This window comes from Halobacillus sp. ABH2_015 (assembly GCF_056158945.1).
The window spans coordinates 1,989,974-2,013,803 of record NZ_JBSWUG010000002.1; the positions used below are offsets into that span (position 1 = coordinate 1,989,974).

The 23,830-nt window shown below is 45.9% G+C and carries 26 protein-coding genes, 1 pseudogene and 1 riboswitch; of the genes and pseudogenes, 3 read left to right on the plus strand and 24 right to left on the minus strand.

All coding sequences use genetic code 11. From position 1 onward, the window contains the following. Positions 1-131: 131 nt before the first annotated feature. Positions 132-773 (plus strand): YczE/YyaS/YitT family protein, encoded by a 642-nt coding sequence (locus ACXAD6_RS10600; RefSeq protein WP_474968845.1) that lies wholly within the window; start codon positions 132-134, stop codon positions 771-773. Positions 774-898: 125 nt separating this feature from the next. Here ACXAD6_RS10600 and ACXAD6_RS10605 read toward each other — a convergent pair whose 3' ends face one another. The 21 genes and pseudogenes from ACXAD6_RS10605 to ACXAD6_RS10705 all read right to left on the minus strand — a co-directional run bounded on the left by ACXAD6_RS10605 (position 899) and on the right by ACXAD6_RS10705 (position 18,675). Next, positions 899-1,303 carry an NUDIX hydrolase gene (locus tag ACXAD6_RS10605; RefSeq protein ID WP_474968846.1) on the minus strand — a complete coding sequence of 135 codons (405 nt, stop codon included), beginning with the start codon at positions 1,301-1,303 and terminating at the stop codon, positions 899-901. Positions 1,304-1,359: 56 nt separating this feature from the next. Beyond that, positions 1,360-2,442, minus strand: coding sequence for an NAD(P)H-dependent flavin oxidoreductase (locus ACXAD6_RS10610; RefSeq protein WP_474968847.1), 1,083 nt, complete (start codon positions 2,440-2,442; stop codon positions 1,360-1,362). 34 nt (positions 2,443-2,476) lie between these two features. After that, positions 2,477-2,827: a VOC family protein gene (locus ACXAD6_RS10615; protein WP_474968848.1), complete on the minus strand. Its 351-nt coding sequence runs from the start codon at positions 2,825-2,827 to the stop codon at positions 2,477-2,479. 30 nt (positions 2,828-2,857) lie between these two features. After that, the gene (locus ACXAD6_RS10620) at positions 2,858-3,394 is read right to left on the minus strand and encodes a GNAT family N-acetyltransferase (protein ID WP_027954602.1); all 537 of its coding nucleotides are present in this window, start codon (positions 3,392-3,394) and stop codon (positions 2,858-2,860) included. A gap of 119 nt (positions 3,395-3,513) precedes the next feature. Beyond that, entirely contained in the window at positions 3,514-3,996 is a 483-nt protein-coding gene (locus ACXAD6_RS10625) for a GyrI-like domain-containing protein (protein WP_474970409.1), read from the minus strand. A gap of 81 nt (positions 3,997-4,077) precedes the next feature. Next, a pseudogene (locus ACXAD6_RS10630) lies at positions 4,078-4,254 on the minus strand (helix-turn-helix transcriptional regulator); the annotation flags it as partial. Positions 4,255-5,002: 748 nt separating this feature from the next. After that, a complete protein-coding gene (locus ACXAD6_RS10635; RefSeq protein WP_474968849.1) occupies positions 5,003-6,106 on the minus strand; it encodes a hypothetical protein in 1,104 nt (367 codons plus the stop codon). A gap of 235 nt (positions 6,107-6,341) precedes the next feature. Then, positions 6,342-6,626 carry a putative quinol monooxygenase gene (locus ACXAD6_RS10640; RefSeq protein ID WP_474968850.1) on the minus strand — a complete coding sequence of 95 codons (285 nt, stop codon included), beginning with the start codon at positions 6,624-6,626 and terminating at the stop codon, positions 6,342-6,344. A gap of 200 nt (positions 6,627-6,826) precedes the next feature. After that, positions 6,827-8,035: a Bcr/CflA family efflux MFS transporter gene (locus ACXAD6_RS10645; RefSeq protein WP_474968851.1), complete on the minus strand. Its 1,209-nt coding sequence runs from the start codon at positions 8,033-8,035 to the stop codon at positions 6,827-6,829. A gap of 489 nt (positions 8,036-8,524) precedes the next feature. Next, positions 8,525-9,553, minus strand: coding sequence for a phosphotriesterase family protein (locus ACXAD6_RS10650; RefSeq protein WP_474968852.1), 1,029 nt, complete (start codon positions 9,551-9,553; stop codon positions 8,525-8,527). Between the two features lie 116 nt (positions 9,554-9,669). After that, complete coding sequence (locus ACXAD6_RS10655; protein ID WP_474968853.1) at positions 9,670-10,605, minus strand: nucleoside hydrolase; 936 nt, start codon at positions 10,603-10,605, stop codon at positions 9,670-9,672. A gap of 23 nt (positions 10,606-10,628) precedes the next feature. Continuing rightward, a complete protein-coding gene (locus ACXAD6_RS10660) occupies positions 10,629-11,393 on the minus strand; it encodes a putative hydro-lyase (protein ID WP_474968854.1) in 765 nt (254 codons plus the stop codon). A 205-nt stretch (positions 11,394-11,598) separates the two neighbouring features. Further along, a complete protein-coding gene (locus ACXAD6_RS10665; RefSeq protein ID WP_474968855.1) occupies positions 11,599-11,922 on the minus strand; it encodes a hypothetical protein in 324 nt (107 codons plus the stop codon). 71 nt (positions 11,923-11,993) lie between these two features. Next, positions 11,994-13,208: a NupC/NupG family nucleoside CNT transporter gene (locus ACXAD6_RS10670; protein WP_474970410.1), complete on the minus strand. Its 1,215-nt coding sequence runs from the start codon at positions 13,206-13,208 to the stop codon at positions 11,994-11,996. A 165-nt stretch (positions 13,209-13,373) separates the two neighbouring features. Then, positions 13,374-14,138, minus strand: a complete 765-nt coding sequence (locus ACXAD6_RS10675; protein ID WP_474968856.1) for a TerC family protein — start codon at positions 14,136-14,138, stop codon at positions 13,374-13,376. Positions 14,139-14,358: 220 nt separating this feature from the next. Then, complete coding sequence (locus ACXAD6_RS10680) at positions 14,359-15,306, minus strand: hydroxyacid dehydrogenase (protein ID WP_474968857.1); 948 nt, start codon at positions 15,304-15,306, stop codon at positions 14,359-14,361. A 221-nt stretch (positions 15,307-15,527) separates the two neighbouring features. Next, a complete protein-coding gene (locus ACXAD6_RS10685; RefSeq protein WP_474968858.1) occupies positions 15,528-15,833 on the minus strand; it encodes a PF20097 family protein in 306 nt (101 codons plus the stop codon). A 10-nt stretch (positions 15,834-15,843) separates the two neighbouring features. Beyond that, positions 15,844-16,437 (minus strand): DUF4367 domain-containing protein, encoded by a 594-nt coding sequence (locus ACXAD6_RS10690; RefSeq protein ID WP_474968859.1) that lies wholly within the window; start codon positions 16,435-16,437, stop codon positions 15,844-15,846. 15 nt (positions 16,438-16,452) lie between these two features. After that, entirely contained in the window at positions 16,453-16,746 is a 294-nt protein-coding gene (locus tag ACXAD6_RS10695; protein ID WP_474968860.1) for a hypothetical protein, read from the minus strand. Between the two features lie 145 nt (positions 16,747-16,891). Next, on the minus strand, positions 16,892-18,313 hold the full coding sequence (locus tag ACXAD6_RS10700) for a sodium/glutamate symporter (RefSeq protein WP_474968861.1): 1,422 nt from the start codon (positions 18,311-18,313) through the stop codon (positions 16,892-16,894). Beyond that, positions 18,313-18,675, minus strand: a complete 363-nt coding sequence (locus tag ACXAD6_RS10705) for a hypothetical protein (RefSeq protein ID WP_474968862.1) — start codon at positions 18,673-18,675, stop codon at positions 18,313-18,315. Before ACXAD6_RS10705 ends, ACXAD6_RS10700 begins: the two co-directional genes overlap by 1 nt. A 179-nt stretch (positions 18,676-18,854) precedes the next feature. On the opposite strand from ACXAD6_RS10705, the gene ACXAD6_RS10710 reads away from it, so the two are divergent. After that, positions 18,855-19,181 (plus strand): hypothetical protein, encoded by a 327-nt coding sequence (locus tag ACXAD6_RS10710; RefSeq protein WP_474968863.1) that lies wholly within the window; start codon positions 18,855-18,857, stop codon positions 19,179-19,181. 89 nt (positions 19,182-19,270) lie between these two features. On the opposite strand, the gene ACXAD6_RS10715 is transcribed toward ACXAD6_RS10710, so the two are convergent. After that, positions 19,271-19,768, minus strand: coding sequence for a hypothetical protein (locus ACXAD6_RS10715; RefSeq protein WP_474968864.1), 498 nt, complete (start codon positions 19,766-19,768; stop codon positions 19,271-19,273). Between the two features lie 49 nt (positions 19,769-19,817). Further along, positions 19,818-20,189: a DJ-1/PfpI family protein gene (locus ACXAD6_RS10720; protein ID WP_474970411.1), complete on the minus strand. Its 372-nt coding sequence runs from the start codon at positions 20,187-20,189 to the stop codon at positions 19,818-19,820. Positions 20,190-20,761: 572 nt separating this feature from the next. Further along, a riboswitch (SAM riboswitch) is annotated at positions 20,762-20,866 on the plus strand. A 172-nt stretch (positions 20,867-21,038) separates the two neighbouring features. On the opposite strand from ACXAD6_RS10720, the gene ACXAD6_RS10725 reads away from it, so the two are divergent. Beyond that, positions 21,039-22,088: a homocysteine S-methyltransferase family protein gene (locus tag ACXAD6_RS10725; protein WP_474968865.1), complete on the plus strand. Its 1,050-nt coding sequence runs from the start codon at positions 21,039-21,041 to the stop codon at positions 22,086-22,088. Positions 22,089-22,148: 60 nt separating this feature from the next. Here ACXAD6_RS10725 and ACXAD6_RS10730 read toward each other — a convergent pair whose 3' ends face one another. Further along, positions 22,149-23,780, minus strand: coding sequence for an amidohydrolase (locus tag ACXAD6_RS10730; protein ID WP_474968866.1), 1,632 nt, complete (start codon positions 23,778-23,780; stop codon positions 22,149-22,151). Positions 23,781-23,830: the final 50 nt, after the last annotated feature.

Genomic DNA, 23,830 nt, shown 5'->3' on the forward strand with positions numbered 1-23,830 from the left:
AGAGCGCAACCGCTTCCATTCCTCTTCCAAAATTTTATGATTGACACCCCCTCTTCCACCCTAATAAAATGTGGTGAGAAATTTAGAGAGTGCTGTGCATTTTCATTTGGAAAAGGAAGGGAGGAACATGTATGCTTTACCGCTCAATCGTCTATCTGACCGGTATGCTTATTAACTTCTTCGGTGTTGCGCTGCTTATCAATGCCACACTGGGAGCTGGATTCTGGACGTCATTTTTCATCGGGGTTTCTGACCACCTCGGATTTACGGTCGGTTTCTGGTACGGGGTTTTTCAGCTGATAATTATCTTCATCAATGCAAAGCTCATGAAATCAATGCCTGAAATCCGGGCGGTCATCCCTGTATTTCTGGAAAGTCTCATCCTGGACTTCTGGCTTGAAATCGTCTTTGCAAGTGTAAACTTAACGGCTGCCCCGTTCTTCGTAAAAGTTGTGACTCTGCTTGCCGGTGTCATCATTATCGGTATTGGTGTAGCCATCTACATTCTGCCGGAATTCCCGAGAGCGCCTGTCGACCAGCTTTTCCTTGCTGTCAGTGAACGTTTCCAATTAAGCCTGCAGGCAGGTCAGACGATTGTAGCGGTCATCATGACCTCTCTGGCCTTCCTTATTGGAGGACCTGTGGGACTTGGAACACTGGCCCCTATGCTGTTTCTCGGTCCCGTGATCCAACTGGCTTATACAAAAGTTTATCCGCTGTATCACCGACTGCCGGCAGCAGCAGATCAAGCCTATCAGGAAGCTCCATATTAAAGCATAATCGAATTATTTTACCAACCGCCTGCAGAGAAACCTCATGTTTCCCTGCAGGCTTTTTCATTCATCCTCCTCCCATTCATAACAAAAACCCGGGCTTCTTAACGCCCGGGTTTCTCTCTTTACCATTCACATAAAAAGGGCTGATTCTTTTCATCCAGACACGCCTGAATCCTTTCCAGGAAATTCGTCCATGTGACAAGCTTTTCAGCCTCTTCCAAATTGAAAAATCCAACATCCAGAGCCTCTGCGGTCGTTTTCAATTCTCCTCCAATCACTTTTCCAATGAAAAGGGCATTACAGATAGACCGATCAACGTTTTGAAAAATGCCGCAGAACCGGATCACTTCAATCTTCAATCCACATTCCTCTTCAGCCTCCCTGACAGCAGCTGCCGTTAAGGATTCTCCTTCCTCCACCTGCCCACCGGGAATCTCCCAGCCCCGCTTCGGCCCCTGAATCAGTACAAATCTTCCTTCTTCATTCAATATGACCGTCGCTGCCGATATGATGTGCTTTGGTGCCATTCCTCCCGCGACCTCCCCTTATTCTGTAAACTGTGCGTATGTTCACCTGCTCTTCCTTATGTAGATGACCAGGTGATGGGCAGCACCCGATGTTCTTCAACATAGGATACAAGATCACTGATTACTTCCCCAGCTGAAGTGTCTCTGCTGAGCCTTGGGCTCTGCCCCGACCAGAGGGACATGTATTCCGGGTTTCCTTTGGCTGCGGAGGCCTGTCTGATCGCTTTTGTCATTTGGTTTTGCAAAGGGTATGGGAGCAGGTCCTCATGTCTGCTCAACGATTTTGTAAAAGTGTTACGGATGCCCCGGGCCGGCTTTCCGCTGAAGGCGCTGGTTAATGTCATTTCATCTTCTCTGGCCTTTTGGATCATCTCCTTATGCAACTCATGGGCTCCGCTCTCCCGGCTTGTTACGAAGGCGGTTCCCATCTGGACCCCTTCAGCGCCAAGGGAGAGAGCAGCCGAAAAACCACGGCCATCCATGATTCCGCCCGCTCCAACAACCGGAACCTTCACCGCATCTACGACCTGGGGAATGAGTGAAAAGAGACCGATCATGCTCTTTTCAAAACTCTGCAGGAAAGAGCCTCTGTGCCCGCCTGCTTCACTTCCCTGAGCAACGACGATATCCATGCCTTTCATTTCATTCAAAACAGCTTCTTCAACAGTTGTAGCTGTTCCTATTGTAATGACACCTGAATGTTTCAATGCTTTCATGACCCTTCCTGAAGGGAGACCGAATGTAAAGCTTACGACTGGTATCTTCTCTTCCAATACGACATTGATCTGCTGTTCAAACAATTCCACATCAAGAAAGGGGTCCTGACGTTCGTGTACAGCCAATTTATCATAGTAGGGTTCCAGCGCCTTATGGGCGGCTGTCACCTCTTCTCCACTTACTTCGGGATATTCTGGCACAAACAGGTTCACAGCAAATGCCCTGCTGGTTTTTTCTTTGATATTTTTAATGGCCGACCTCATTTCCTCAGGGTGCATATAGCCACCGCCGAGTGTACCGAGACCTCCATGGTTCGACACTTCTGCTATAAGGGACGGAGACGAAACTCCTCCTGCCATTCCCGCCTGTATGATGGGATACTTGATAGAAAGCATATGGACAAGTTGGTGTTGCTTCTCCATTTACCGAACCTCCTCTTTTCAGATGCATCCAATATCAACATTGACAGATCATCAGCAGATTGCCATCCGGATCTTTGAAATTAAAATAGTGGCGCTGGATTTCTGTCACAACATTGATGTTCTGAGACATCATGTAATCATAAGCAGCTTCTATATCTGTCGTATTCAAATGAAAAACCGGAATATCAAATGTTCTGCCGGGTTCATATATCCGGCTGTCCAAAACCGCTCCAGTCCCCTTCATAGGCAGGATGTACAAGTGGTCATGGACGATTTCACCGTCATTGGGTACACCTAATAGGCAGCAATACCAGTCACGGGATTTTTCTATATCCCGGACAGGGATAAAAACGGTCCCGATTTCATTTTTGACCGGAGTGGTCATATTACTTCCTCCTCTGTTTCGGTCTGCCTTTCAACGATAAAGAGCATCCGTCACAAGGATGCTGTACAAGTAGGAATCCCGCCAGCCTTGATCGAGTTTCAAATGCCCTCTCATCCGTCCTTCCTTCTCCATTCCGTTCTTTTCCAAAACACGGATGGCTGCGGCGTTGCGTGGATCACAGACAGCCTCAATTCTATGCAGGGTCAAGTTTTGGAATCCGTAGGAAATCATCTGCTCCGCCGCCTGTGTAGCGATGCCGCGTCCCCAGTACCCCGGGTGGATCACATAAGAGATCCGGCCGATTTCATTTTCCTTATCCAGAATATTCATTTCAGCAGCTCCGATCAAATGACCTTCTTCAATATCCGCCAGCCCCCAAACATACCTGGTCGGGTCCTCCACGCTCGTATCGGAAAGGACCTGCTCTATGTAAAGTTTCGTTTCTCTCTCTGAATTCGGTCCCCATGCCTGAAAACGACAGACGTCAGAAATGGACGCATAGCTGTGGACCGCTTCCCAGTCCTCTGATGTAATCTCCCGCATAAAGAAATTCGTTGCTGTTTTCATTCGTCTGCTCCTCTCAATATCCATACTCTTCCTTTACCCTTTACTTCTCCCTGGGAACAGAAAAATCCTTTTCCCAACAAAAAAAAGCACAATTCGGGAATGAATTGTGCTTACAACCATCACTTCTGCACGGGGATCCAAATCTCAGAAAAGTAATCGTTCCTATAAGGATCTCCTTCAGGATAGACTTCGAGTTCAGGACCGGGGGACTGTGTGTAGCTGCTTGAAGGAAACCATTCGGAATAAATTTGTTCCCACTTCTCCTGCATCGCCTGAGGCATTGGACCCTTCACTTCAAATACAGCCCAGACAGCTTTTGGAATGGAGATGGAGGTCATAGAGGCAGGAACTTCGTTCACACTGGCTGCAGCAATCGAGTAATCAATGACACCTTCTTTTTCATCCGACCGATCTTCACAGATCCCCAAAATCCCTCTGACCGGTCCGTTATTCACTGCTGCGATTTCCTCAACCGTGCCATCCGTATTTAATTCCACCCACATCTCAGGGATTTTCTTTAGGTTTTCCCCGTGCAGACAGGATATTTCCCTTTTCACTCCAACAGCCTTAAACCCTTCCTTTTCCTCAATATGAAACTTCATCGGCTCAGCTCCTTTGATAGTTACTTGAATGACGAGGGGATAAAAAACAGTCACCTTCCTTTCAGGAAGCCTTATCTCTCTCGGCGGGCATCCATGCTGTTTTCGGAAGGCCCGTGCAAAAAATTCCGGGGATTCATAGCCATATCGATACGCAGCATCTATGACTCTGGTGTTCCCCTGCTTCAACTCCAGGGCTGCAAGTGTCAACCTTCTTCTTCTGATGTATTCCATTACCGTTGTACCTGTTAAAAGATGAAAAGTTCTTTGGAATTAAAACGGAGAAAGACAGGCCTCCCTGGCCGCTTCCTTCATCGAAAAATCCTCTTTCAAATGGCTTTCTAAATATTGAAGTGCTTTCTGCATTGTTTCAATGCCCTTCACATCTCTCCTCTCCTTTCCTTCTCTTTTACCTTAGCACGAGTAAACATTAAAAACCTGCCCTCCCATGCTCTTGGATGACAGGGTTGACGGTTGTAATGAAAAACCGTTGTCCGTTATCGTTCTGTATTTGGAATATCTTCATCTGTTTCTACATCTATCTCGTACACATCACCGGATGCGACGCTTTCTGAAATTCCATAAATGCCCATTTACACAGCGTTAACGTATGGCACCGTTTCTTCTCAGCCTCTTCCTTTCCTATAGTTCGCTTTTCATAGAAGAACCAATCTTTTCACCCTACTGTACGCATAAAAATAAATTCCCTCTGTTGTCCTACATCTTTAAATGATTCCCAGTCCATGCACCCATCTATTGGAGGAAGGATTTGAAATGAAACGAAAACAAGAGATGCATTTCTGCATCTCTTGAAAAAAGAACCGCTATTGTTTTCCTTTTTCCACAGCCTCGTGGATATGCTTTAAATATTTGTTCTGCTCGTCCATCTTAGTAGTGATTTTCCGTGTGTTCTTTTCTATCGTATTCGTGATGGACCAGAGCGATATAATAATGACTACAACAACTATAAGACTGATGACATATCCCTCCTCCGTCTATTACATATCATTTATTGGTAATTAATAACCGCAGGGTTTGGATCCAGCCTCAGCACATCTTCGGCACTCATCACCGGTTCGTCCTTTTTGTAAAAGATTTTAAATCCTCCGTACTGGACAGCTTCATTACGGACGAATTTGCGGTAAAGAGACATTTTAGTCGCTGAATCCCCCCACCCATCATAGTTGAGGACAACTTCAACGTTATCTGTCGGTGTGATGGCTTCCTTGTTTGTCAGCGCTTCATCCATGAATTGGTGGACGAGAATCATTTTATCCGGCAGGTCGTTTTCCTCCACCATCGTTGATAAATAATCCACTGCCTGCTGTACTTCTGCTCCATCTACCTGACCTAGATTCACTCCCGGCGTTTCGCCTTCAGCCACGTGAAATTCCGTATCGATGGCAAGATGGACATGCGGGAGTTTCAACCATTTTTCCAACAGCTTGACCTGATTCATCACAGAATCGGTCCCCAGCTGAACATCAAGCATCAACAAAGCATCATTCTCCTCAGCGAGTTCCGCGTAACGGTCGATATCTTCAGGCGAGGTGCGGTGATAATATTTACCTTCCGGACCAGGCGTGCGCTGCGCGACCGTACTGATCAACTCAATCATCGGAACAGCCGGTCGTTCAGGATCAGCGTTGGAATAGGCTTGTGTCTGTTCCTTTAGTTTTTCCATGAGTGCGTCGGGTTCCATTTCCCCAAGGATCCCCATATTTTCAGAATCCGGGTGCCCATAATAAGCAACGATTCTATGATCCTTCAAAGGGCCTGAACTTTCATCTTCAGCCCCTTTCACAAGTGTTTCTCCCACCGGCACCATCCGGGTCCGGTCACCCCCATGCGCCTCTGCAGACGGCATGTTGTTTAATTCTTCTTCGGTTAATCCTTCTTTTAAAGGAGCTGCTGAATCATCCGGCTCTACGGCTTTAAATGGTTGTTCCGTGTGCTGAGTATCTGATGAAGCCGATTCTGTCCCTTCGTTTTCCTTCGTTTCTTCTTCCGTTTCTGTTTTATTGTCCTGTTGATCCGAAGACGATTCTTCTGAGCATGCGGCTGCGATAACTCCCAGAATCAACACAAATAGTATCACTGTAATCTTTCTCATGCAGTCACTTCCTATGTAGTAGATTCAGTTTCCTACCTGATAGAAAACTTCCTATATCTTAACATAAGCCGTTGAATTATTTGATAGGTAGAATCGATTAGATTATTCACAGCAGAATACGATGATCCCGCCTGTATCATTGCTGTAACCTTGACCGTTTTTTGTTGATCTCTCTTTTTCCTTCTACACTTATGGAGGAAACCGCCCATAAAAAAACCGCCGGGAGACGGCGGTTTCACTGAACTTTTTCTAATTTATGAACTTCACGTGAGGAGGTCAGGTCTTTGGTCGCTTCACGATAGGCCTGATAATGGTCAGAATCGATATGCATCTGCAGCGCCTCCTGGTCCTTCCATGTTTCATAAAAAGCGAATACAGAAGCATCATCAAGAGAACGGTGAAGGACGTAATCGACACAACCCGCTTCGTTACGGGAAGGCTCGATCACTTTTTTCAATTCATTGAACAGTTCCTCCTCCCGTCCTTCTTTCGCTGTTAGAAATGCATGAATCGTTATCATAGTTATTCTCCTTTTTTTACAGCCCGGTCAGGCTGGTGACTTACTGCCTTTTCATTTTACAAAAACTCATGTCAGTAGAGAAATCATCCGCTCGTGAAGTGGACAAAGATCCGACACTTATTGTTCCCCAAAGCTTTCTTTCCATACCAGCATTCATCATATGGTGATTAAGAAAACTCATCCAAGAGGTGGTTCGCCGTTTAAGCAGACGCATGCTGATTTTTACTGGTGAGTGTAAAGAAGAGTACCGCTCCTATAAAGGATGTGCTGAATAAAATCAGTCCCATAGGTACAGCAGACGTTTCATCCAAACCGACCAGCGGTGAAACCACGGCTCCAAACAACAGCGGAAGCATACCGAGAACTGCACTGGCGCTTCCCGCGCGGTGGCCCTGATGTTCCATGGCAAGAGTGAATGTACTCGTCAGCACCATTCCCATCGCTGTCATATAAATGAAAATAGGAGTAACGATGGAATACAAAGGCCCTTCTATCCAAGTCATTACCAGTAGAAACCCTGTGGCGGTTACAGCTGTCAGAACAGCCGTACGCAGCAGGCTGCGCTCATGGATGATTCCTCCGAGACGACCGATCAAAAAGCTCCCTGTGATGATGGCAAGTCCATTCATTCCGAACAAGATACTGAAGACTTGGGGAGATACGTTATAAATGCCTTGATAAACGAACGGTGTTCCGGATACATAAGCGAAGCTTCCCCCATGGACAAAGCCGATGGTCAACGCATACCCAATGAAGGAACGATCTTTAAGCAGGCGTCCAATCGTCAAAATAGATTCTTTGACAGAGCTTGGAATCCTTTTCTCCTTTGGAAGAGTTTCCGGCATTTTCCCAATGACCGTCAAAACGATAGCCGCTCCGACAATACTTAAGAAAAAGAAAATCGTTTCCCATGTTGAAAATGGCAGCAGCAGAATCGCCCCTCCTGTCATCGGAGCAATCATTGGAGCGGTCGCATTAATAACCATCAATAATGCAAAAAACTTCGTCAATTCGCGTCCTGTAAACACATCACGCACAACCGCACGTGAGAGAACGATTCCTGCCGAAGCAGTAAAACCCTGCAGAAACCTTGCTATAACAAGAATGGTAATGTTCGGTGCCAGTGCACTCAAAAGTGAAGCAACAGAGAATAAAGCCAGAAAAATGGTTAATGGCTTTTTTCTGCCCTGCGCATCACTGATTGGACCTACGACGATCTGTCCAACAGCCAGACCTATAAGACAGGCGGTCAAGCTGAGCTGCACCAATGAAGCACTTGTATTTAGATCAGACGCGATAGCCGGAAAACTCGGCAGATACATATCAATATTCAGCGGACCCAGAATCCCGAGCATTCCAAGCAGAAACGCTAATCCGATTCTTTCTTTCCCTGTTGGGTTTTGTAACATTGTTCAAACACCTTCCTCTTTCTCTCTATCTGTAAATAATCCCTGCTATATATCCCTCAATCACCTGTTTGTTAAACTTCGATTTTATCCCTGTTCCTTTGAAAAGTCTATGCTTTTCTGTATGATTCACTGCTCTTGATTGAAAACAGCTTTACGAAAGCGGTTCCTTCATTAAATAAATAGCTCTGTTAAAGCCTGTGGTTGATATTTTAAACGATTACTAAATCGTTTCCGTCTGGAATCAGGTTCCGGTCCGTTGTTTACTCAGAGCATGGGATGGCAGGGAAAACCGTCCGCTTTCCGCGGGAAACGAAGTTTGAGGAGGCTCACGGTACCCCGTGGAAAGGGAGTCATTCCCAAGGCCGCCTCCTACAATCCCATGACAGAAAGGGGTGATCTGAGCTCACATGTTAAATAACAACACCAAACAATAACAGAGCCAAATAAATAAAAGACCTGACTGTGTCAGGTCCATAATCCTTCCTTCTTTTACATCCATTCTGCCTGTGACTGCCTTTGTTCCGGCTGAGGTTCATAGGTTTGTCCAAAAAGCCTGGCGGGATTTCTGGAAAAGATCTGCTCCAGCTGCCCGCTGGTTACGGCTCCCTCCTCCAGTAGACCAGGAAGAATATGCTGGAATAAATAGTCCGGCTTCCAGTTTTTCAGGAGTTCCTTCAGGGGGTCAGGCATAACCGGGTCCCGGCCCCACCAGACGTTGACCGTATCATGGGAAAGAAACAGCTGGTCTTCATACCCTGATCCAAGAAGAGCCTTTAAAACAATTGTCCGCTGCTCATCCGAAGGGGCGCCGACTATTCCCTGAAGGCCCCAGCGATCCATCGCAAGATAGACTCCGTGCTTCAGCACCTGCAGATGTTCCGTAATATCTGTCGTTCCACACATGTGGCCGATCACAACCTTTTTAGGATCAGCTCCTTCTTCCTTTAGGAAAGCTGCCTGTTCCGGTCCCATGGTTCCCTCCTGCGTATGGGTTAAAAGAACGATGCCTGTTTCTTTCTGCACTCGTACCGCTGCCCGGAAAAACATGCGCTCATACTCCGTAATTTCCCCTTTGCTCGAAGCCAGCTTGATGATGCCCGGTTTAATACCGGTTCCTTCTATCCCTCCGGTTATTTCTGCTTTGAATAATTGATAGATTTCCTCTTCAGCTGTTCCAAGCTGCTGACGGAACTTAAAGTAAGGGGTGGCCCCTTCCCCTTCATAGTAATAACCGGTGGCACAAATAATGTTCAGGCCGCTCGCTTCAGAAACGGCTCTGAGCAGTTCTACATGACGTCCGCATTCATTCGGAGTAGGATCGACGACCGTTTCAACCCCCTGCGTCTGCATCAATTCGGCCACTTTAAGGCCCTGTTGTTTTTTCTCTTCAAAATCAAACCCTCCAAGGGTCAGGTCCCCTTGGAAACCAGGATACCCAAAGAAAAAGTGTTCATGAATCAATGTTTTGCCAAGCTTGTCCGCCTTGATCGGTCCTGTTACCGTTTCAACGTACTGCATGGACTCCTCCTCCTTTATTATACCTACCAGTCAGTATGTTAAGGCCAAAAAATAACCTTATCTCAAGGATAAGGTTATTTATCAGAATATTCAATGCACTTATAAAAATATAGCGGTTAGTCGATGTAGGAGCGCAAAGCTTTTTCAAAAACATTCCAGAACTTTTCCTTGTCCAAATGAACAGCAAAATGGACATTCGGTTCTTTTTTCGTTACACCAAGGAGATCGACACTTGTCATACCCGTAGTATATTCTCCTCTTGTCTCCACGTCCACATGCACATGCCTGCATTCGAAGATGTCTGGTTCTATAAGGTACATAGCTGTACACGCGTCATGAATGGGTCCGGCTTCAAAGTTAAAGACATCTTTATACGTTTTCGAAAAGAATTCCAGAAGCTCAAAAACAAATTGGGCAGCGGGGTGATCGACAGCTGCAACCCTGTCCATTATTTCCCGGTCGGCGAGTGCTTGATGTGTCACATCAAGACCAAACATCGTAATCGGAATGCCGCTTTTGAATACGTGCTCAGCCGCTTCTGCATCCACCCATATATTAAATTCGGCCGCTGGCGTCCAGTTCCCAAACGTTCCCCCGCCCATCAAGACGATTTCCTCAATATTGTTCTTAATCCCGGGCTCCTTGATGAGAGCTGAGGCAATATTTGTCAAAGGACCTGTCGGGACGAGCGTGATTTTCTGTTCTGATTGAAGAGCTTTTTCAATAATCAAGTCCACCGCATGCTGTTCAACCGGCTCTTTTGTCGGAACGGTTGGAAGTTCGGGACCGTCAAGCCCCGATTTCCCATGAAAATCTCCTGCTGTCACCGGACCGCCTGTTAAAGGTTTTGCCGCTCCCTCAGCCACTGGAACGTCCAGTCCTATCATTCCACAAACATGTAAAGCATTGGATGTACATTTCTCCACTTCTACATTTCCGGCCACGGTCGTTATCGCTTCGATTTGAAGCGGACTTATTTGAGAAGCTGCTAAAATAATCGATATGGCATCATCATGGCCGGGGTCACAGTCGAGAATCACTTTCCTTCCCATGGTACACACCTCCCCTTCCCACATCAGGAATAATTTGGATCTTTTTCGTCTGTAATAAGCATGTGTCCGGGCGCATGGGTTATCATAATCGAAGGCTGTGCCTGAAGGGCGGCATTCTGCGGAGTTACGCCGCATGCCCAGAATACCGGTGTCATTTCATCCCTGTCGAAGGTAACAGCTTCACCATAATCCGGTTGTTGAATGTCGTCGATTCCGATCTGCTCCGGAGAACCGATATGGACCGGCTCACCATGGGAAGATTCAAATTGCTGGGAGATTTCCAAAGCCTGATCGACTAAATGATTCGGAACGGCACGCATACTTACAACCATATTTCCTTTGAAGATGCCTGCTTCTTTAAGGGGTATATTCGTATCAAACATTGGGACGACTTTGTTCTGGTCTTGATGGAGCAGAGGAATCCCCCCGTCAAGAAGGGCTTGTTCAAAGGTAAAGGAACATCCAATGAGAAAAGTAACAAAATCATCCTGCCAGACTTCGTTCAAATCCAGGACTTCCTCTGAAAAGAAACCGTTTCTATAAATCCGATAGCGCGGGAGATCGGTGCGGATATCCGCATCTGCGGAAGCCGGCTTCGTCACCCCCGCTTCCATAACTTCCACAACCGGACATGGTTTTGGGTTTCTCATACAGAATAAAAGAAAATCGAAAGCGTAGGCTTTCGGAAGCGTTACCAGATTGGTTTGTATATACTGTTCACACAAGCCGGAAGTTGTTCCAGTCAACTCCTGATTTCGAAATTTCATTCGTGTTTCCAATGGATTCATACCAACACCCTCTCTTGTCTATGGTTCTATTATAGCGAAAACAACCCTGATTTTTAAATCATTCCAAGTATTCTGCAATTTTATGAAGCAGAACTCTTTGTACATCCAGTCTACCCGGGAGGGCAGGTTTTATCTTTTCCGGCAGAAAAGTTTGCGATAACAATCGTACCATACCAAATACCCGGGGAGTGCCCCCGGGTATGCTTCAGGATATGAAGTCTGCTAGAAAGTTGAAAAAGGCGAGCCATGCTAAGGACGCGGCACTCATAGCCAGTACGAATATAGATAATATGGGATGAAACCCTTTTTTATACTGGGCCTGAAATATGAAGAGAGCAGAAACAACGATGCCTGCAGCGAAGGCAAAGCCGAACAATAGATTAATTGCCCCTTCAAAGGTGAAATCATATCTGAAAATGATGGTAAGCATGTATAGAATATCTATAGCAGCCAGAATAATTAAAAGACTTCTCTTCACGAATACTCCTCCAATTGTAATCTGTAGTCCTTCCTCCTTTGCCTTTTCCATAAAAAGATAAACGTACGGATGTTCGAACAGAGCACACAAAAAAACACCTGAGCATCTCAGGTGCTTTCGTCTTATAACAGAAACATTCCAGCAATACTGGCTGACAGGAAGTTGGCCAGTGTTGCGGCAGCGACAGCTTTAAGACCCAGGTTGGCTACGTCTTTCCTCCTGTCAGGAGCAAGGCCGCCAAGGGCGCCGATCTGTACGCCGATACCAGACAGGCTGCCAAAGCCCGTTAATGCAAAGGTCGTCACAATCTCTGCCTTCGCACTTAATTCATTTTTAGCTTCGCCAAGACTGGAAAACGCAACAAATTCATTGGCCATGATTTTCTCCCCAATAAATCCAGCTGCTCTAACAGCCTCTTCCCAAGGGACACCAATCACGAATGCCAGAGGAGCCAGCACATATCCAAGCAGCTGCTGAATGGTAATCGTAAAGCCGAACAAACCACCGATCCAGCTGACCATCCCGTTCAACAGGGCCAGAAGGGCGATGAACGACAGCAGGATCGCTCCGATATTCAAGGCCAGCCGTAAACCGGTCACCGCTCCGTTTGCCACAGCATCAAATACGTTCGACGTATCGCTGTCTTCCGGGTTGATATCAGAGAACTCTTCCGAACGCGGCTCAGTCTCTGGAAGAAACAATTTAGCCATCACAAGGGCCGCCGGTGCAGCCATAAAAGAAGCGGCCAGCAGATACTCTACGTTAATGCCGAGAAGTGTATATCCTACAAGCGTTGACCCGGCTATAGAGGTGAATCCACCAGTCATCACAGCAAACAATTCCGATTTGGAAATTTTGGATATAAATGGACGGATCAATAACGGCGCCTCTGTCTGTCCGACAAAAATGTTCCCTGCAGCATTGATGCTTTCCACCTTCGTCGTGCCGAGAACTTTAGACAGGAATCCTCCGATCAACTTTATGACGATCTGCATAATACCAAGGTGATACAATACAGCAATCAAGGAACTGAAGAATATGATTGTCGGCAGGACTTGAAAGGCGAACAGCATGCCCATCCCATCCTGATTGATCAGCGGTCCATAAAGGAAACCGATTCCTTCCTCTGTGTATCCGATCAGCTTACTTACTCCGGAAGACATGGCTCCGAGAAGTTTCTGCCCTCCACTGGTTGCGAAAACCAGGAAGGCAAAAGAAACCTGCAGCAGAAGACCTGCGCCTACGGTTCTCCAGCGAATCGCTTTTCTATTTGTTGAAAATAGCAGGGCCAGAATGAAGACGACACTCACTCCGCCTAACCCCCATAAGATATTTATCATGTTGAAACCCCTCTTCCTTTTCATCCACTGTTTCATGTGCTACCGTTTCGAACTAAAGGATAAATGATACCAGTTGAAAAAAAGGGCCGCAATAGGTTTATAACAAGTAAGAATTGTCCGATAATGCAAAAAAATGGACCCCTTCTATGGGATCCATTTTCATTAAGAAGCATTTTTTTCGTAGGCTCTGTTCAGGTGACGACCAGACAGGAACCAGCCACCGACAGCGATACCAAGTAAAAGGGTCCAGAAGATCACCGTCCACACAAGACCATGAGCGAAATGTTCATCCAGTATACCGACATCCTTATGGGATAACGTTATGACAGCAAGTTTCACCCCGACCCAGGCAACAATTAGATAAGCCGTCGTCTCCAAACTTGGACGTGTTTCTAAAAGCTTCACGAACCAGGAAGCAGCGAATTTAATCAAGACCAAACCGGCAATACCTGCTGTTATAACCACGATGAATTGACCACCGTCCATGCCTCCGATTACTGGCAGCGGTGAATCCGGAAGCGCAAGAGCCAGCGCCACAGCAGCAAGGATGGAGTCGATAGCGAAAACCAAATCGGCAAACCCGATTTTCACAACCGTCGGCCAGAACCCCTTTCCTTTTCCTTCCTGTGCTGTTTCTTCATCGTCACTCTCCCTCGATAATATATTTTTCAAACCAAGGTAGATCAGGTAGGCGGCACCAAGAGCCTGCACCTGCCATACACTGGCGATGAACGATATAGCAAATAAAGCACTGAAACGGAAAACAAAAGCACCGATAATTCCATAATTGATCGCCCGTTTCTTCTGGTCCTCCGGCAGATGTTTAGCTATCACGGCGAGAACAAGAGCATTATCCGCAGATAACAAACCTTCAAGACCGATTAAAATTAACAGGGTCCACCCGTATTCAATCCAAATAGATTCCATGTTTTATTCCCCTTCCTGATGAAGGCTTCTGTATCGTTTACAGAAGCACACAAAAAGACCCTTACCCTGATTGGTAAAGGTCCTGCCAGCAGCATGTATGCCGCCAGTAAAGCCGAGAGCGGAAACTCTGTCATGATGACTTTACTGTTAAAGCTACTCCCCTTCATAACTAGTAAAACTATAGCAGAAGGATAGAGAAGTGGTCAATACAGCTTAAAAACTATACACGGCACAAAGAAGGGATGCCTTGAAGTTCCTGATTCACTTCCGCCGCAATCATAACAGAAATCCTCTTCTGCGATTCCTCTGTTAAACCGGCGATGTGAGGGGTCAGCCTGACGCCCGGTGCATGGAGGATAGGGTTTTCAGGTTGGACAGGTTCATTTTCCAGCACATCGAGAAAAGCACCTGCCAAACGCCCTTCATGTAAGGTGTCAGCCAGAGCAGTCTCATCGACAATGCCGCCCCTTGCGGTATTGATGACCCAGGCAGAAGGTTTCATCATCCGTAAGGCTTCTCTGTCCACAAGGTTTTTCGTAGCCGCATTGAATGGCACGTGAATGGAAAGAAAATCGGACGTCCTCAGTACGTCTTCCCATTCTTTTTTCACAACGCCCGTTTCGTCAATCATATAATCATATTCAGTACGAAAAGGATCATAGCCGATCACATTCATACCGAAAGCCTTTGCCCGTTTTGCTGTCCTGTGGGAAATCTCCCCCAGACCAATGAACCCGAGCGTTTTTCCACTTATTTCAAATCCGGTATGTACCTTTCTTTCCCACTTGCCTTCAGTCACACTCTTATGGGCTTCATGCAGAGGGCGGCCGGCGCTGAGAACCGCCTGCATCACATACTCCGCCACAGACACGGCATTCGCGTTTTTAGCTGAGATGACAGAAATTCCCCGGTTTTCCGCTTCGTTCCGTTCAATATTATCCAAACCTACGCCCAGCCGGCCGATGACCTTAAGATTTGGTGCACAGCTCAACAGCTCCTCATCCACCTGGGTCTGGTTCCGTACAATCAACGCATCAGCGTCCCGAAGATGCTCCAGCAGTCCTCTTCTGTTCTTATACCATTCTTTATCGTATGTTACTTCGTGGCCTTGATTCTCAAGAATCTCCACGCCCTCCGGCCATATTACTTCACTTATGAGAATATTCACAGTTCTCCCACCCTTTCCTTTCTTTCATTAAACCATTTTGTTGGAGAAGGGACAAAGGATGTCGTATGGTTTATCGAATTTGAAGGATAATCAATCAAGGTGACCAACCAGCAGTCAGAAAAAGACTGCGCCGATCCAAGGTTCCTTAGAGAATCCCGTGCGGTTTCCTTTACACCTCTTTCTCAGGATGCCTTTTTAAAATCCGTTCATCTCCGTCATTTCTACTGCTCATAGCCGAATATCACCTTTTGACAGGCTTCACACCTATGAGCTGGAATCTTCCTTACTTTAAGAAGCGCACTTTCTACCAGAACCTCACTGCCAAAATCCATAACAATCGAATCAGGCGATTCTGACCAGCAAATCTTCCGCGGAGAGAATATGTATCCCGCTTTGAGTTTACGGCCACAGTCAGGGCATAGCATGATGTCCTTGTTCATTTTTTCAGCACCACCTTTTTTATGCTTGGAAGGGAACAGCGGACTCTTGTGGTTATAAAACGCTTTAACCTCCACATAAATAGACATGAGCTTCCACTTATTCAAAAGACTCCGCTACTAAAACGAGGGTATCTTTAGATAACTGCTCCAGACGACTTTCGAGTTTATAGGTAATAGCTTCTGCCGTCCATTTCAAATACTTTGCGTTGTTATCCACGGCATACTTTCCTGTACCATCACCAACAGCAATCTCTTCCGTTTCCATGCCCTCCAATGAAAGGTCTTCCTCTTTCATCGTGGTCAATGTCATGGATTCTCCCGACTCACCATGAAAAATAAACGTTAAAAGAGTATCTTTATCTTCCTTCGTTCCAGCTTTTATTTCGACACCATGCACCTCATAAGGCATCACTTGAGGGAATTGGGGCTGAAACGATTCATCAGAAGAACGGGTCTCCAGACTTGAATGGTCATACTCAAATAATCCGTCCGATGTTTTTTCCACGGTATCAAAAGCATGCCTCAATGCCTGGCCCTCCGTAAAATAGATCCGAGTGATTTCCCCATCTTCATTTGTGTTTACTCTCCCACGAACATCAGCCGTTTCACCATTATCTACATTCACCTGGTAATCAAAAATATAATCTGTTGCTACGTCGCTTTGCTGGATGTCTTTATTTTCCACTTCCATCTTCACTTCACTGCTTTACGCTTGTTGGTGATACCTTGTAAGCAGATTCGTCTTCATCGCCTGATCCATATAATCCTCCGTTAAATAGGGTGCGAACTGCTCCGTATAATAGGCATGAACCTTTTCATAACTGCCTTCTTCATACAACTCCTTAACCTCTTCTCCCGGTCCTGTGAACAGCTGCGTGAGCACTTTCGATACATCATCTTTCGTTGTGGTATTTTCTTCATGGTCTAAAGAAGACTGGGAAGATGTGCATCCTGCAGTAAAAAAAAGAACAGCAAAGACAATGGAAACCTTTTTGATCATGAAACAACCCCCACCTCTCGTTCTTTCCTGACTCTACGAACACCAGGGGCATCCAGTTTCAAAATTTAATAAATGATTCCTTATTTTAGAACAAACCAAACGTTCTTGACGAAAAAAAGAAGCTGCGTTTAAGCAGCTTCCTTGTCTACTCTTGATTTTTTTGTTTCCCAAAATGGAAAATGCCGACCAATATACCCAGGGCCGTCATGCATAAAGCGAGAATAAGTCCGGCCCACGGACCGACCCCGGCAATGAATGGGACAGAAAGTGCGGTGACGAGGCCACCTCCTAAAAATGGTTCATAAACGAGCTGCTTATAGCCGAAAGCTTCAAATGCCGGGGACTCGTTGTCCGGATCGACGATGCGCATCAATAGAAGGCCCGTGGCCGTCACCCCCATGGATTGACCAAAATCTCCGATCCCTCGTTCAAACCAGTAATTTGGAATGATCTTGGGAGCAAGGAAAATAAAGCTGAAGAGGTTCCATGAAATCCCGGCCACAGCCAAAATTAAGAAAGGCACAAGATAGTCCCCGATCACTTCCAGGGAAACCGTTGCGATGGCTGAGATAATTAACAAGTCCAGAGCCAGCCCCTGGATGCGGTTCACCATTCTCCGATCAATCAAGTTGTATTTATCATTTTTGTTAAAGAAAATCTGAATGATAATGCCGCCGAACATAGCAACCGGAAACAATGGAATATATGTCATGAAGCTTGATCCTGTCCAATTGGCAATCGTGATGCTTTCAAGTCCGATCAGTCCCTGTAAAATACCCCAGCCAATCAGAATGGCGATCATAATGATGGAGAGGTGAAAGGATAACGGCTCGATGGATTCAGGACGGAGAGTCATTTTCCCGGCAGGTTCACGATTCTGATATTCCATAATGCCACTCTTCCGCAGTTCAGAAAATCCATCAACATCCTTGATGACCTCGGTCTTGTTGTTCCGGACCGCCCAGTTAATCAAGATAATACCAAAGATGACCCCTGATAAAACACCCACAGTGGCCAGGCCGATCGCTAAATCGAAGGCTTCTGAAAAACCTAGCTCTTCAAATGTACTTGCCATTCCCGCCGCTGTACCGTGTCCTCCTTCAAAAGCCACTTCAATAAGAGCACCGGCCATCGCTGGAATATCGAAAAAGGGTGTTAAAATCAGCAGTACGACTAACAAGCCGATGACATACTGTCCCCACCCGACGGCCCAGCCAAAGGCAAGCTGAGGGCCGCCGTAGGTCCACACGTCTTTCAATTTAGGCATAGCCGCTCCCAAGAAGAGAGAAGCAAATACTACGTTAATCATTAACCCTGGAAGGGCTGACCAAACCTGGATAATCGTATCTGTCATAATGCCGTTCGTTAAGAAATGCCCTTCTGATACAAATTGGGCTGCAATTTTCCCAAGCACCTGCGGACCTAATAATAAAGCTATAAAGCCGCCGATAATCGATGCCGGCAAAAAGAGATCCTGAAATATTTTCACTTTTACTCTGATAATCTTCCCGATGATAAGAAATACACCAATGTATAATAGCGCAAAACCTATTTGTTCCGGACTCATTATCCCATCACCCCGCTGTTTTTAAACTTCAATTCATGAATAACCTTTTCCCCCGATTCCCGCTGAAAAAAGAGTTTTAAACGCTTATGAAAAAAGAAAGACTTTTCAATCATTTCCTTTGAAAAGTCTTTCTTTCTTATACCTCCTATCCTAGATCCCAACCGATCCCCTCTATGGAAATCATCCTCTTTCCTGAACCTGATGACAGGCACTGTTCCTGAACGAAATCGATGATTTTTTGGAGGTGTGGATTCTGAGGGGGTTATGGCCTTATACGATTCATCAACAAAAGCCGAATTGAAAACGAAATGAACTTCGACCATGGGTAACTTCAGCAAAGAACGAGGTTTACGTTTCATCATCGAATGGGGAATGCTTTACCTACATGTATAATTCGGTCTGTATTATTCCGGCTGCCTTAGTAAAAATAATAGAAAACCCATCTGCTTCTCTATCTTTTCAGCGACTGTGATATTCATCTATACCATAGTTCATATCCTGTCATAGAATGTACTATCTTGATATTCAGGAGGTGTATGGTATGGATCATAAACCGTGTAAAAAGGATTCTCATCCCGATGTGGATGTAATCACCTGCAGCTGCTGTGTTACTGGACTAGCTAATGTCATCTCCAGCCGTTTCCGCTGCGGAGATACGATTGGCATCACTTTCTTCGTAGAAGAAGGAGCAGGCATTTTTGTCGGCAGGTATCGAGGACTGGAAGACTATGTTCTTGAAATCGATGATCTACTTGTACCTGGGACAACCAGTTTCATTCCACTATGTGATGTAGGGAGTGTCGAAAAAGGCCTTCCGCTGCAGGAGGAACCTATGCAGATCAGCAAGGTCACCAGGGTGACAGAGTAAACGTATAGATCGACCCTCTCATTGAACAAAGAAAAGGGAGCCACTTTTATCGTGCTCCCTTTTTTTTCGTGATGTAATCTGAAATGTCTTCACTCATCCTGATGCATTAGTGGCTCCAGTTCAGCTAGTAAGCGAGTGGTTTCATCCAACAGCTCTTGGTATTGCACAATGCCGGTGATCAATACGGCTGTGTAGACGCCTGTACCCAGTATAAATAAAACTCCCTTCCAAAAAGGATTCAGACTCGTATCCTTCTCTTTGATGCTGGATTTCAATCTTATAAGTTTAGATAGAGGGAAATAGAACAATAGCAGGACATAAGAAAGGAAGGCCGCATACATTTGTCTTAATTGTTTTTCATTCACCCAGAGATACGTCAGTTCTTCCGGCTTGTCCTCCAGCGACTTCCAGCTTATAACAGTTTGATGAACGGTGCTTCCTCTCCAATTATATTCTTCGACCCTCGTTGTCTGATCTCCCAACTCTTTGACGCCTACCCCAAAAGGAGCGGGAGTATCTCCGAATGATACGACATGATACACAATAAAGATAAGAATGATGAATAGAAAATGGATTGCTTTGTACATGCTCTCCTCCTCTCCCACCTTGAGACATCACTTTCATCTTCTATTGAATCTATTTCTCTAAGGTTTCCATCAATATGTAAAAGTACCGGGGATCACCTGTGTTGAAGTACGTATACCACGCTTCCAGGGTTCTTTCCGAAAAAACGTCCAAGTGCTTAAGTATAAGATTCGCAAATAAAAGGGCTCCTGCAGAGCTGGCTGTTATAAGGTTCTGATCCGCTACGGCCTTTATGTCCTTGTAATACGCCTCCCCATCATAGTTCGGACGGACCATATAAAGATATTCAAGACTGTTGCTGTTATGGAAACGAATGTTCAACAAACCGGCTTCAGCAAGCATCGGTGTGGCCCCACAAATGGCAGCAAACGTCGTCCCACAGTCCAGAAGCTTTGCTGCTTTATGTATGATGGGTTGATGGATACATCAGTTCCACGTATCTGCTCCGGGCAGCAGCAAAACGGTCGAAGGGGAAAGGAGGATCTCATCCGTTGTTATATCAGGTGTAATCCTCATCCCTCCTTTTGTCGTAATTGTTTCTTTTCCTGCCCCTGCCACCTGAAGTGAAACATCTTCCCGTCTTCTTTTAAAGTAGTGCCCCGAGTTCAACTCAGCGGTTATTTAGCCAAGTTTCCAGTCTGCCAAGGTATCTAAAGCATAGACATAAACGTTCCCTCCATTTTTTACGCACTTCCCGGCACAATCCCTAAGACAGAAAAACCATTCCGGTTAAGACAGAACACAAGCCTTCTATAATGGACTACGAAATGCCTTGTATAAAGTTTCATAATGAAGAGACCCCCTCCACCTATAAATCTACGTTCATTTTCCCATTATCGTCGTAACGGCGCATCCTTCTTCTCTTCGTTTTTTAAATACCGGTGGATTTTTTCCGAAAATTCTATTGATTCTCACTATATTTTCCTGTAATGTATAACGCAAGCGAAAGGATAAGCGTTGATCAAACGGATCAGCTGCTTTAAAAATTACATACGAACTTATCCAGAGAGGTGTAGGGACTGGCCCTTTGATACCTCAGCAACCAGCCATTGGCACGGTGCTAAATCCAGAAGGCAGCTTTACTGCCTTGAAGATAAGGAGTCCTAGAAAAATGGAAGGCCCCTTATCAAAGGAGGTCTTTTTTTAATGGAAATATACACCACTTCTTCTGTTAAAAAGAGCTCCATCAGAATCTGTGAGTCAGCATATTCCTTTAGAAGGATGAGCTTTCTAATATATTTATTCAATACCAAATGGAAAGGTTGTTGTGAAATGAAACGATCATTAGAGCAGAGGTTACAGGATGGACCCGTCATTTGTGGAGAAGGTTACTTGTTTGAATTGGAGCGCCGCGGCTATTTACAAGCTGGATCCTTCGTACCGGAAGTAGCGCTGGATAACCCGGAGGCACTCAAACAGACTTATCGAGACTATATGCTTGCGGGCTCCGACGTTGTGTTAGCATTCACGTATAACGGTCACCGCGAAAAAATGAGAATTATTGGAAAAGAAGAATTACTGGAACCGCTCAACCGTCAGGCAATTCGTCTGGCTAAAGAGGTGGCTCAAGAGCATCCAGAGGAAGAAGCTCTTGTGGCTGGGAACGTTTCCAATACCAACCTGTTCAATCCGGATGATCCTGAAGCTGTTGAGAAAACAAGGAGCATGTTTGCAGAGATGATCGGCTGGTGTAAAGAGGAAGGTGTAGATTTCGTGAATGGTGAAACCTTCTACTACTATGAAGAAGCTCTGATTGCTCTTGAAGAAATTCAAAAGCAGGACCTCCCTGCTGTCATCACATTCGGTCTGATGGGGGAGAACGTCTTGCGGGATGGCTATGAAGTCGAAGAGGCCTGCCGCTTATTAGAAGAAAAAGGGGCGCTCGTTGTAGGAATGAACTGTTTCCGCGGTCCGGCAACGATGCAGCAGTACGTTGAGAAAATCCGTAAAACCGTGGACGGTTATGTTGGGGCCCTTCCAATCCCTTACCGGACAACGGAGGAGCATCCTACTTTCTTCAACCTGCCGGACGGTGGCTGTGCCTGCACGCTTCCAACGGAAACAACGTTCCCAACATCTCTCGACCCGCTCTATACGAACCGCTATGAACTGGCGGAATGGGCTAAGGAAGCTCACGGTATAGGTGTGAACTACCTGGGACTCTGCTGTGGAGCGTCTCCGGCTATGCTTCGTGAAGTAGTCGAAACTGTCGGACGCACAGCTGTAAACTCCACGTATTCTCCAGATATGAAGAAACACTTCCTATTCGGCAGCGATGACACGCTGCAGGATCATATAACATCGTATAAAACGAAAGCCTAAGCAAAAAAACCGCCTGTCCTACTTGGACAGGCGGCTTTATTAAAACGAAAACGGCAAGGCTCACAATGCATTTGGATTCCCCTGGTTTTCTTCCCTTTTGTATAAGGTGCGCCCTTCCTTAATTGTTTCTTCTACTTGTATTTCTTTGATCTGCATGGGGTCTACTTGGAACGGGCTCTGATCAAGGATGACCAAATCAGCTAGCTTCCCTGCATGAAGGCTTCCTTTTGTCTCTTCTTCTCCATATTGATAGGCGGCATGAATCGTAACGGCTTGAAGAGCTTCATACACGGTCGTACGCTGTTCTGCTCCAATCGTTACTCCTGTTCTCGTTCTTCTATTCACAGCACTCCAGATCGTTTGAAGCATATTCGGCTTGATAACAGGAGCGTCCTGATGGAAATTGACAGGAAGACCTTTTTTTATGGCTGATTTAGCCGGACTGATCCGGTTTCCCCGCTCTTCACCGAGGTTTTTCAAGTGGACATCTCCCCAGTAATACGTATGATCAACAAACATAGAAGGGATCATTCCAATCTTCTTCATTTCATCCAGCTGATCATCACGGACGGTCTGGCAGTGAATCATGACCGGTCTGAGCACATCTTTCTCCGGATCTTCCGTTTCTTCTACAGAAGCTTTATAGCTTCTCAGCAGCTGATCGGCTGCTGCATCTCCATTGCAGTGAGTTAACAATTGAACATTGTCTTGAACCGCCTGTTTTGTAAACTGCTTCACCTGCTCATCGCTGTACCAGGCACTGCCTCTATACGTTTCCTCTCCTTCATAAGGTTCCGTAAGCCAGGCTGTTTTCCCCTGCGGAGAGCCATCTAAGAACATTTTGTATCCACCAAGCTTCAAGCGTTTATGGTATTGCTTCGCATAAAGAGGGTTGGATGCAAAGATCTCATTCGGATTGGTGTCCATAAGAGGGTAGGATACGACATCAATAAGCAGTCGGTCCTCTTCAGCTAAGGCTTTACACAACTCGACGAACTGCTGAGAGGCGGCTCCATCCTGCACAGTTGTTATCCCATTCTGTATATAAACGTTCTGTCCTTCTTCCACCATCTTCAAAGCATCCATTTCCATCCCTTGTTGCAGATACGGTTGAATCAATGAAAGACTTGTTTCCTCAAAATATCCGTTTGGTTCCATACTTTCTGCCATCCGGCCAATGGTTCCACCTTCGACTTCCTCCGTTTCGGAATCAACGCCTGCCATTTGCAGAAGAGCGTCGTTAGCACAACCCATGTGAGCGGAAGCGTGAAAAACAAAGAGAGGTCGATCTGTGATCTCGTTCAGGATATCCTTGGCAGGGTGGTGTCCCTCATCCAATATCGTGTGGTCATAGCCAAACCCAATAATCACTCCGTCTTGTTCGTCTTCCTGCTGCTCTATGTATTGACGAAGCGTGCGCTTGACGTCTTCAAAGTTTTCGCAGCCGCTCAGATCTGCCATCCGGGAAACCGGACCTACAAAAGAGATATGCCCGTGGGGGTCAATAAACGAAGGCATTAACGTTTTCCCTTTCAAGTCCACTTTTTCCACCTCTGATGGATGTGCTTCCTTCTCGATTTCCTGAAGTGCGCCCTTATGTTTAATCCATCCATCCTCGATTAAAATCGATTCAACAAACGTATTTTCCTCTTCCATAGTAAGAATATTTCCTCCGTAGTATATCGTCTGCATGGTCATGTCTCCTCTTGTAATCGTCTAGGTCATGGGGGAAAGGTTCTAAT

What these genes read in the sequence shown, in the direction of transcription:
- ACXAD6_RS10600 (WP_474968845.1), top strand. Translation starts at nt 132, where the DNA reads ATGCTTTACCGCTCAATCGTCTATCTGACCGGTATGCTTATTAACTTC.
- ACXAD6_RS10605 (WP_474968846.1), bottom strand. Translation starts at nt 1,303, where the DNA reads ATGGCACCAAAGCACATCATATCGGCAGCGACGGTCATATTGAATGAA.
- ACXAD6_RS10610 (WP_474968847.1), bottom strand. Translation starts at nt 2,442, where the DNA reads ATGGAGAAGCAACACCAACTTGTCCATATGCTTTCTATCAAGTATCCC.
- ACXAD6_RS10615 (WP_474968848.1), bottom strand. Translation starts at nt 2,827, where the DNA reads ATGACCACTCCGGTCAAAAATGAAATCGGGACCGTTTTTATCCCTGTC.
- ACXAD6_RS10620 (WP_027954602.1), bottom strand. Translation starts at nt 3,394, where the DNA reads ATGAAAACAGCAACGAATTTCTTTATGCGGGAGATTACATCAGAGGAC.
- ACXAD6_RS10625 (WP_474970409.1), bottom strand. Translation starts at nt 3,996, where the DNA reads ATGAAGTTTCATATTGAGGAAAAGGAAGGGTTTAAGGCTGTTGGAGTG.
- ACXAD6_RS10635 (WP_474968849.1), bottom strand. Translation starts at nt 6,106, where the DNA reads ATGAGAAAGATTACAGTGATACTATTTGTGTTGATTCTGGGAGTTATC.
- ACXAD6_RS10640 (WP_474968850.1), bottom strand. Translation starts at nt 6,626, where the DNA reads ATGATAACGATTCATGCATTTCTAACAGCGAAAGAAGGACGGGAGGAG.
- ACXAD6_RS10645 (WP_474968851.1), bottom strand. Translation starts at nt 8,035, where the DNA reads ATGTTACAAAACCCAACAGGGAAAGAAAGAATCGGATTAGCGTTTCTG.
- ACXAD6_RS10650 (WP_474968852.1), bottom strand. Translation starts at nt 9,553, where the DNA reads ATGCAGTACGTTGAAACGGTAACAGGACCGATCAAGGCGGACAAGCTT.
- ACXAD6_RS10655 (WP_474968853.1), bottom strand. Translation starts at nt 10,605, where the DNA reads ATGGGAAGGAAAGTGATTCTCGACTGTGACCCCGGCCATGATGATGCC.
- ACXAD6_RS10660 (WP_474968854.1), bottom strand. Translation starts at nt 11,393, where the DNA reads ATGAATCCATTGGAAACACGAATGAAATTTCGAAATCAGGAGTTGACT.
- ACXAD6_RS10665 (WP_474968855.1), bottom strand. Translation starts at nt 11,922, where the DNA reads ATGGAAAAGGCAAAGGAGGAAGGACTACAGATTACAATTGGAGGAGTA.
- ACXAD6_RS10675 (WP_474968856.1), bottom strand. Translation starts at nt 14,138, where the DNA reads ATGGAATCTATTTGGATTGAATACGGGTGGACCCTGTTAATTTTAATC.
- ACXAD6_RS10685 (WP_474968858.1), bottom strand. Translation starts at nt 15,833, where the DNA reads ATGTCTATTTATGTGGAGGTTAAAGCGTTTTATAACCACAAGAGTCCG.
- ACXAD6_RS10690 (WP_474968859.1), bottom strand. Translation starts at nt 16,437, where the DNA reads ATGGAAGTGGAAAATAAAGACATCCAGCAAAGCGACGTAGCAACAGAT.
- ACXAD6_RS10695 (WP_474968860.1), bottom strand. Translation starts at nt 16,746, where the DNA reads ATGATCAAAAAGGTTTCCATTGTCTTTGCTGTTCTTTTTTTTACTGCA.
- ACXAD6_RS10700 (WP_474968861.1), bottom strand. Translation starts at nt 18,313, where the DNA reads ATGAGTCCGGAACAAATAGGTTTTGCGCTATTATACATTGGTGTATTT.
- ACXAD6_RS10705 (WP_474968862.1), bottom strand. Translation starts at nt 18,675, where the DNA reads ATGATGAAACGTAAACCTCGTTCTTTGCTGAAGTTACCCATGGTCGAA.
- ACXAD6_RS10710 (WP_474968863.1), top strand. Translation starts at nt 18,855, where the DNA reads ATGGATCATAAACCGTGTAAAAAGGATTCTCATCCCGATGTGGATGTA.
- ACXAD6_RS10715 (WP_474968864.1), bottom strand. Translation starts at nt 19,768, where the DNA reads ATGTACAAAGCAATCCATTTTCTATTCATCATTCTTATCTTTATTGTG.
- ACXAD6_RS10725 (WP_474968865.1), top strand. Translation starts at nt 21,039, where the DNA reads ATGAAACGATCATTAGAGCAGAGGTTACAGGATGGACCCGTCATTTGT.
- ACXAD6_RS10730 (WP_474968866.1), bottom strand. Translation starts at nt 23,780, where the DNA reads ATGCAGACGATATACTACGGAGGAAATATTCTTACTATGGAAGAGGAA.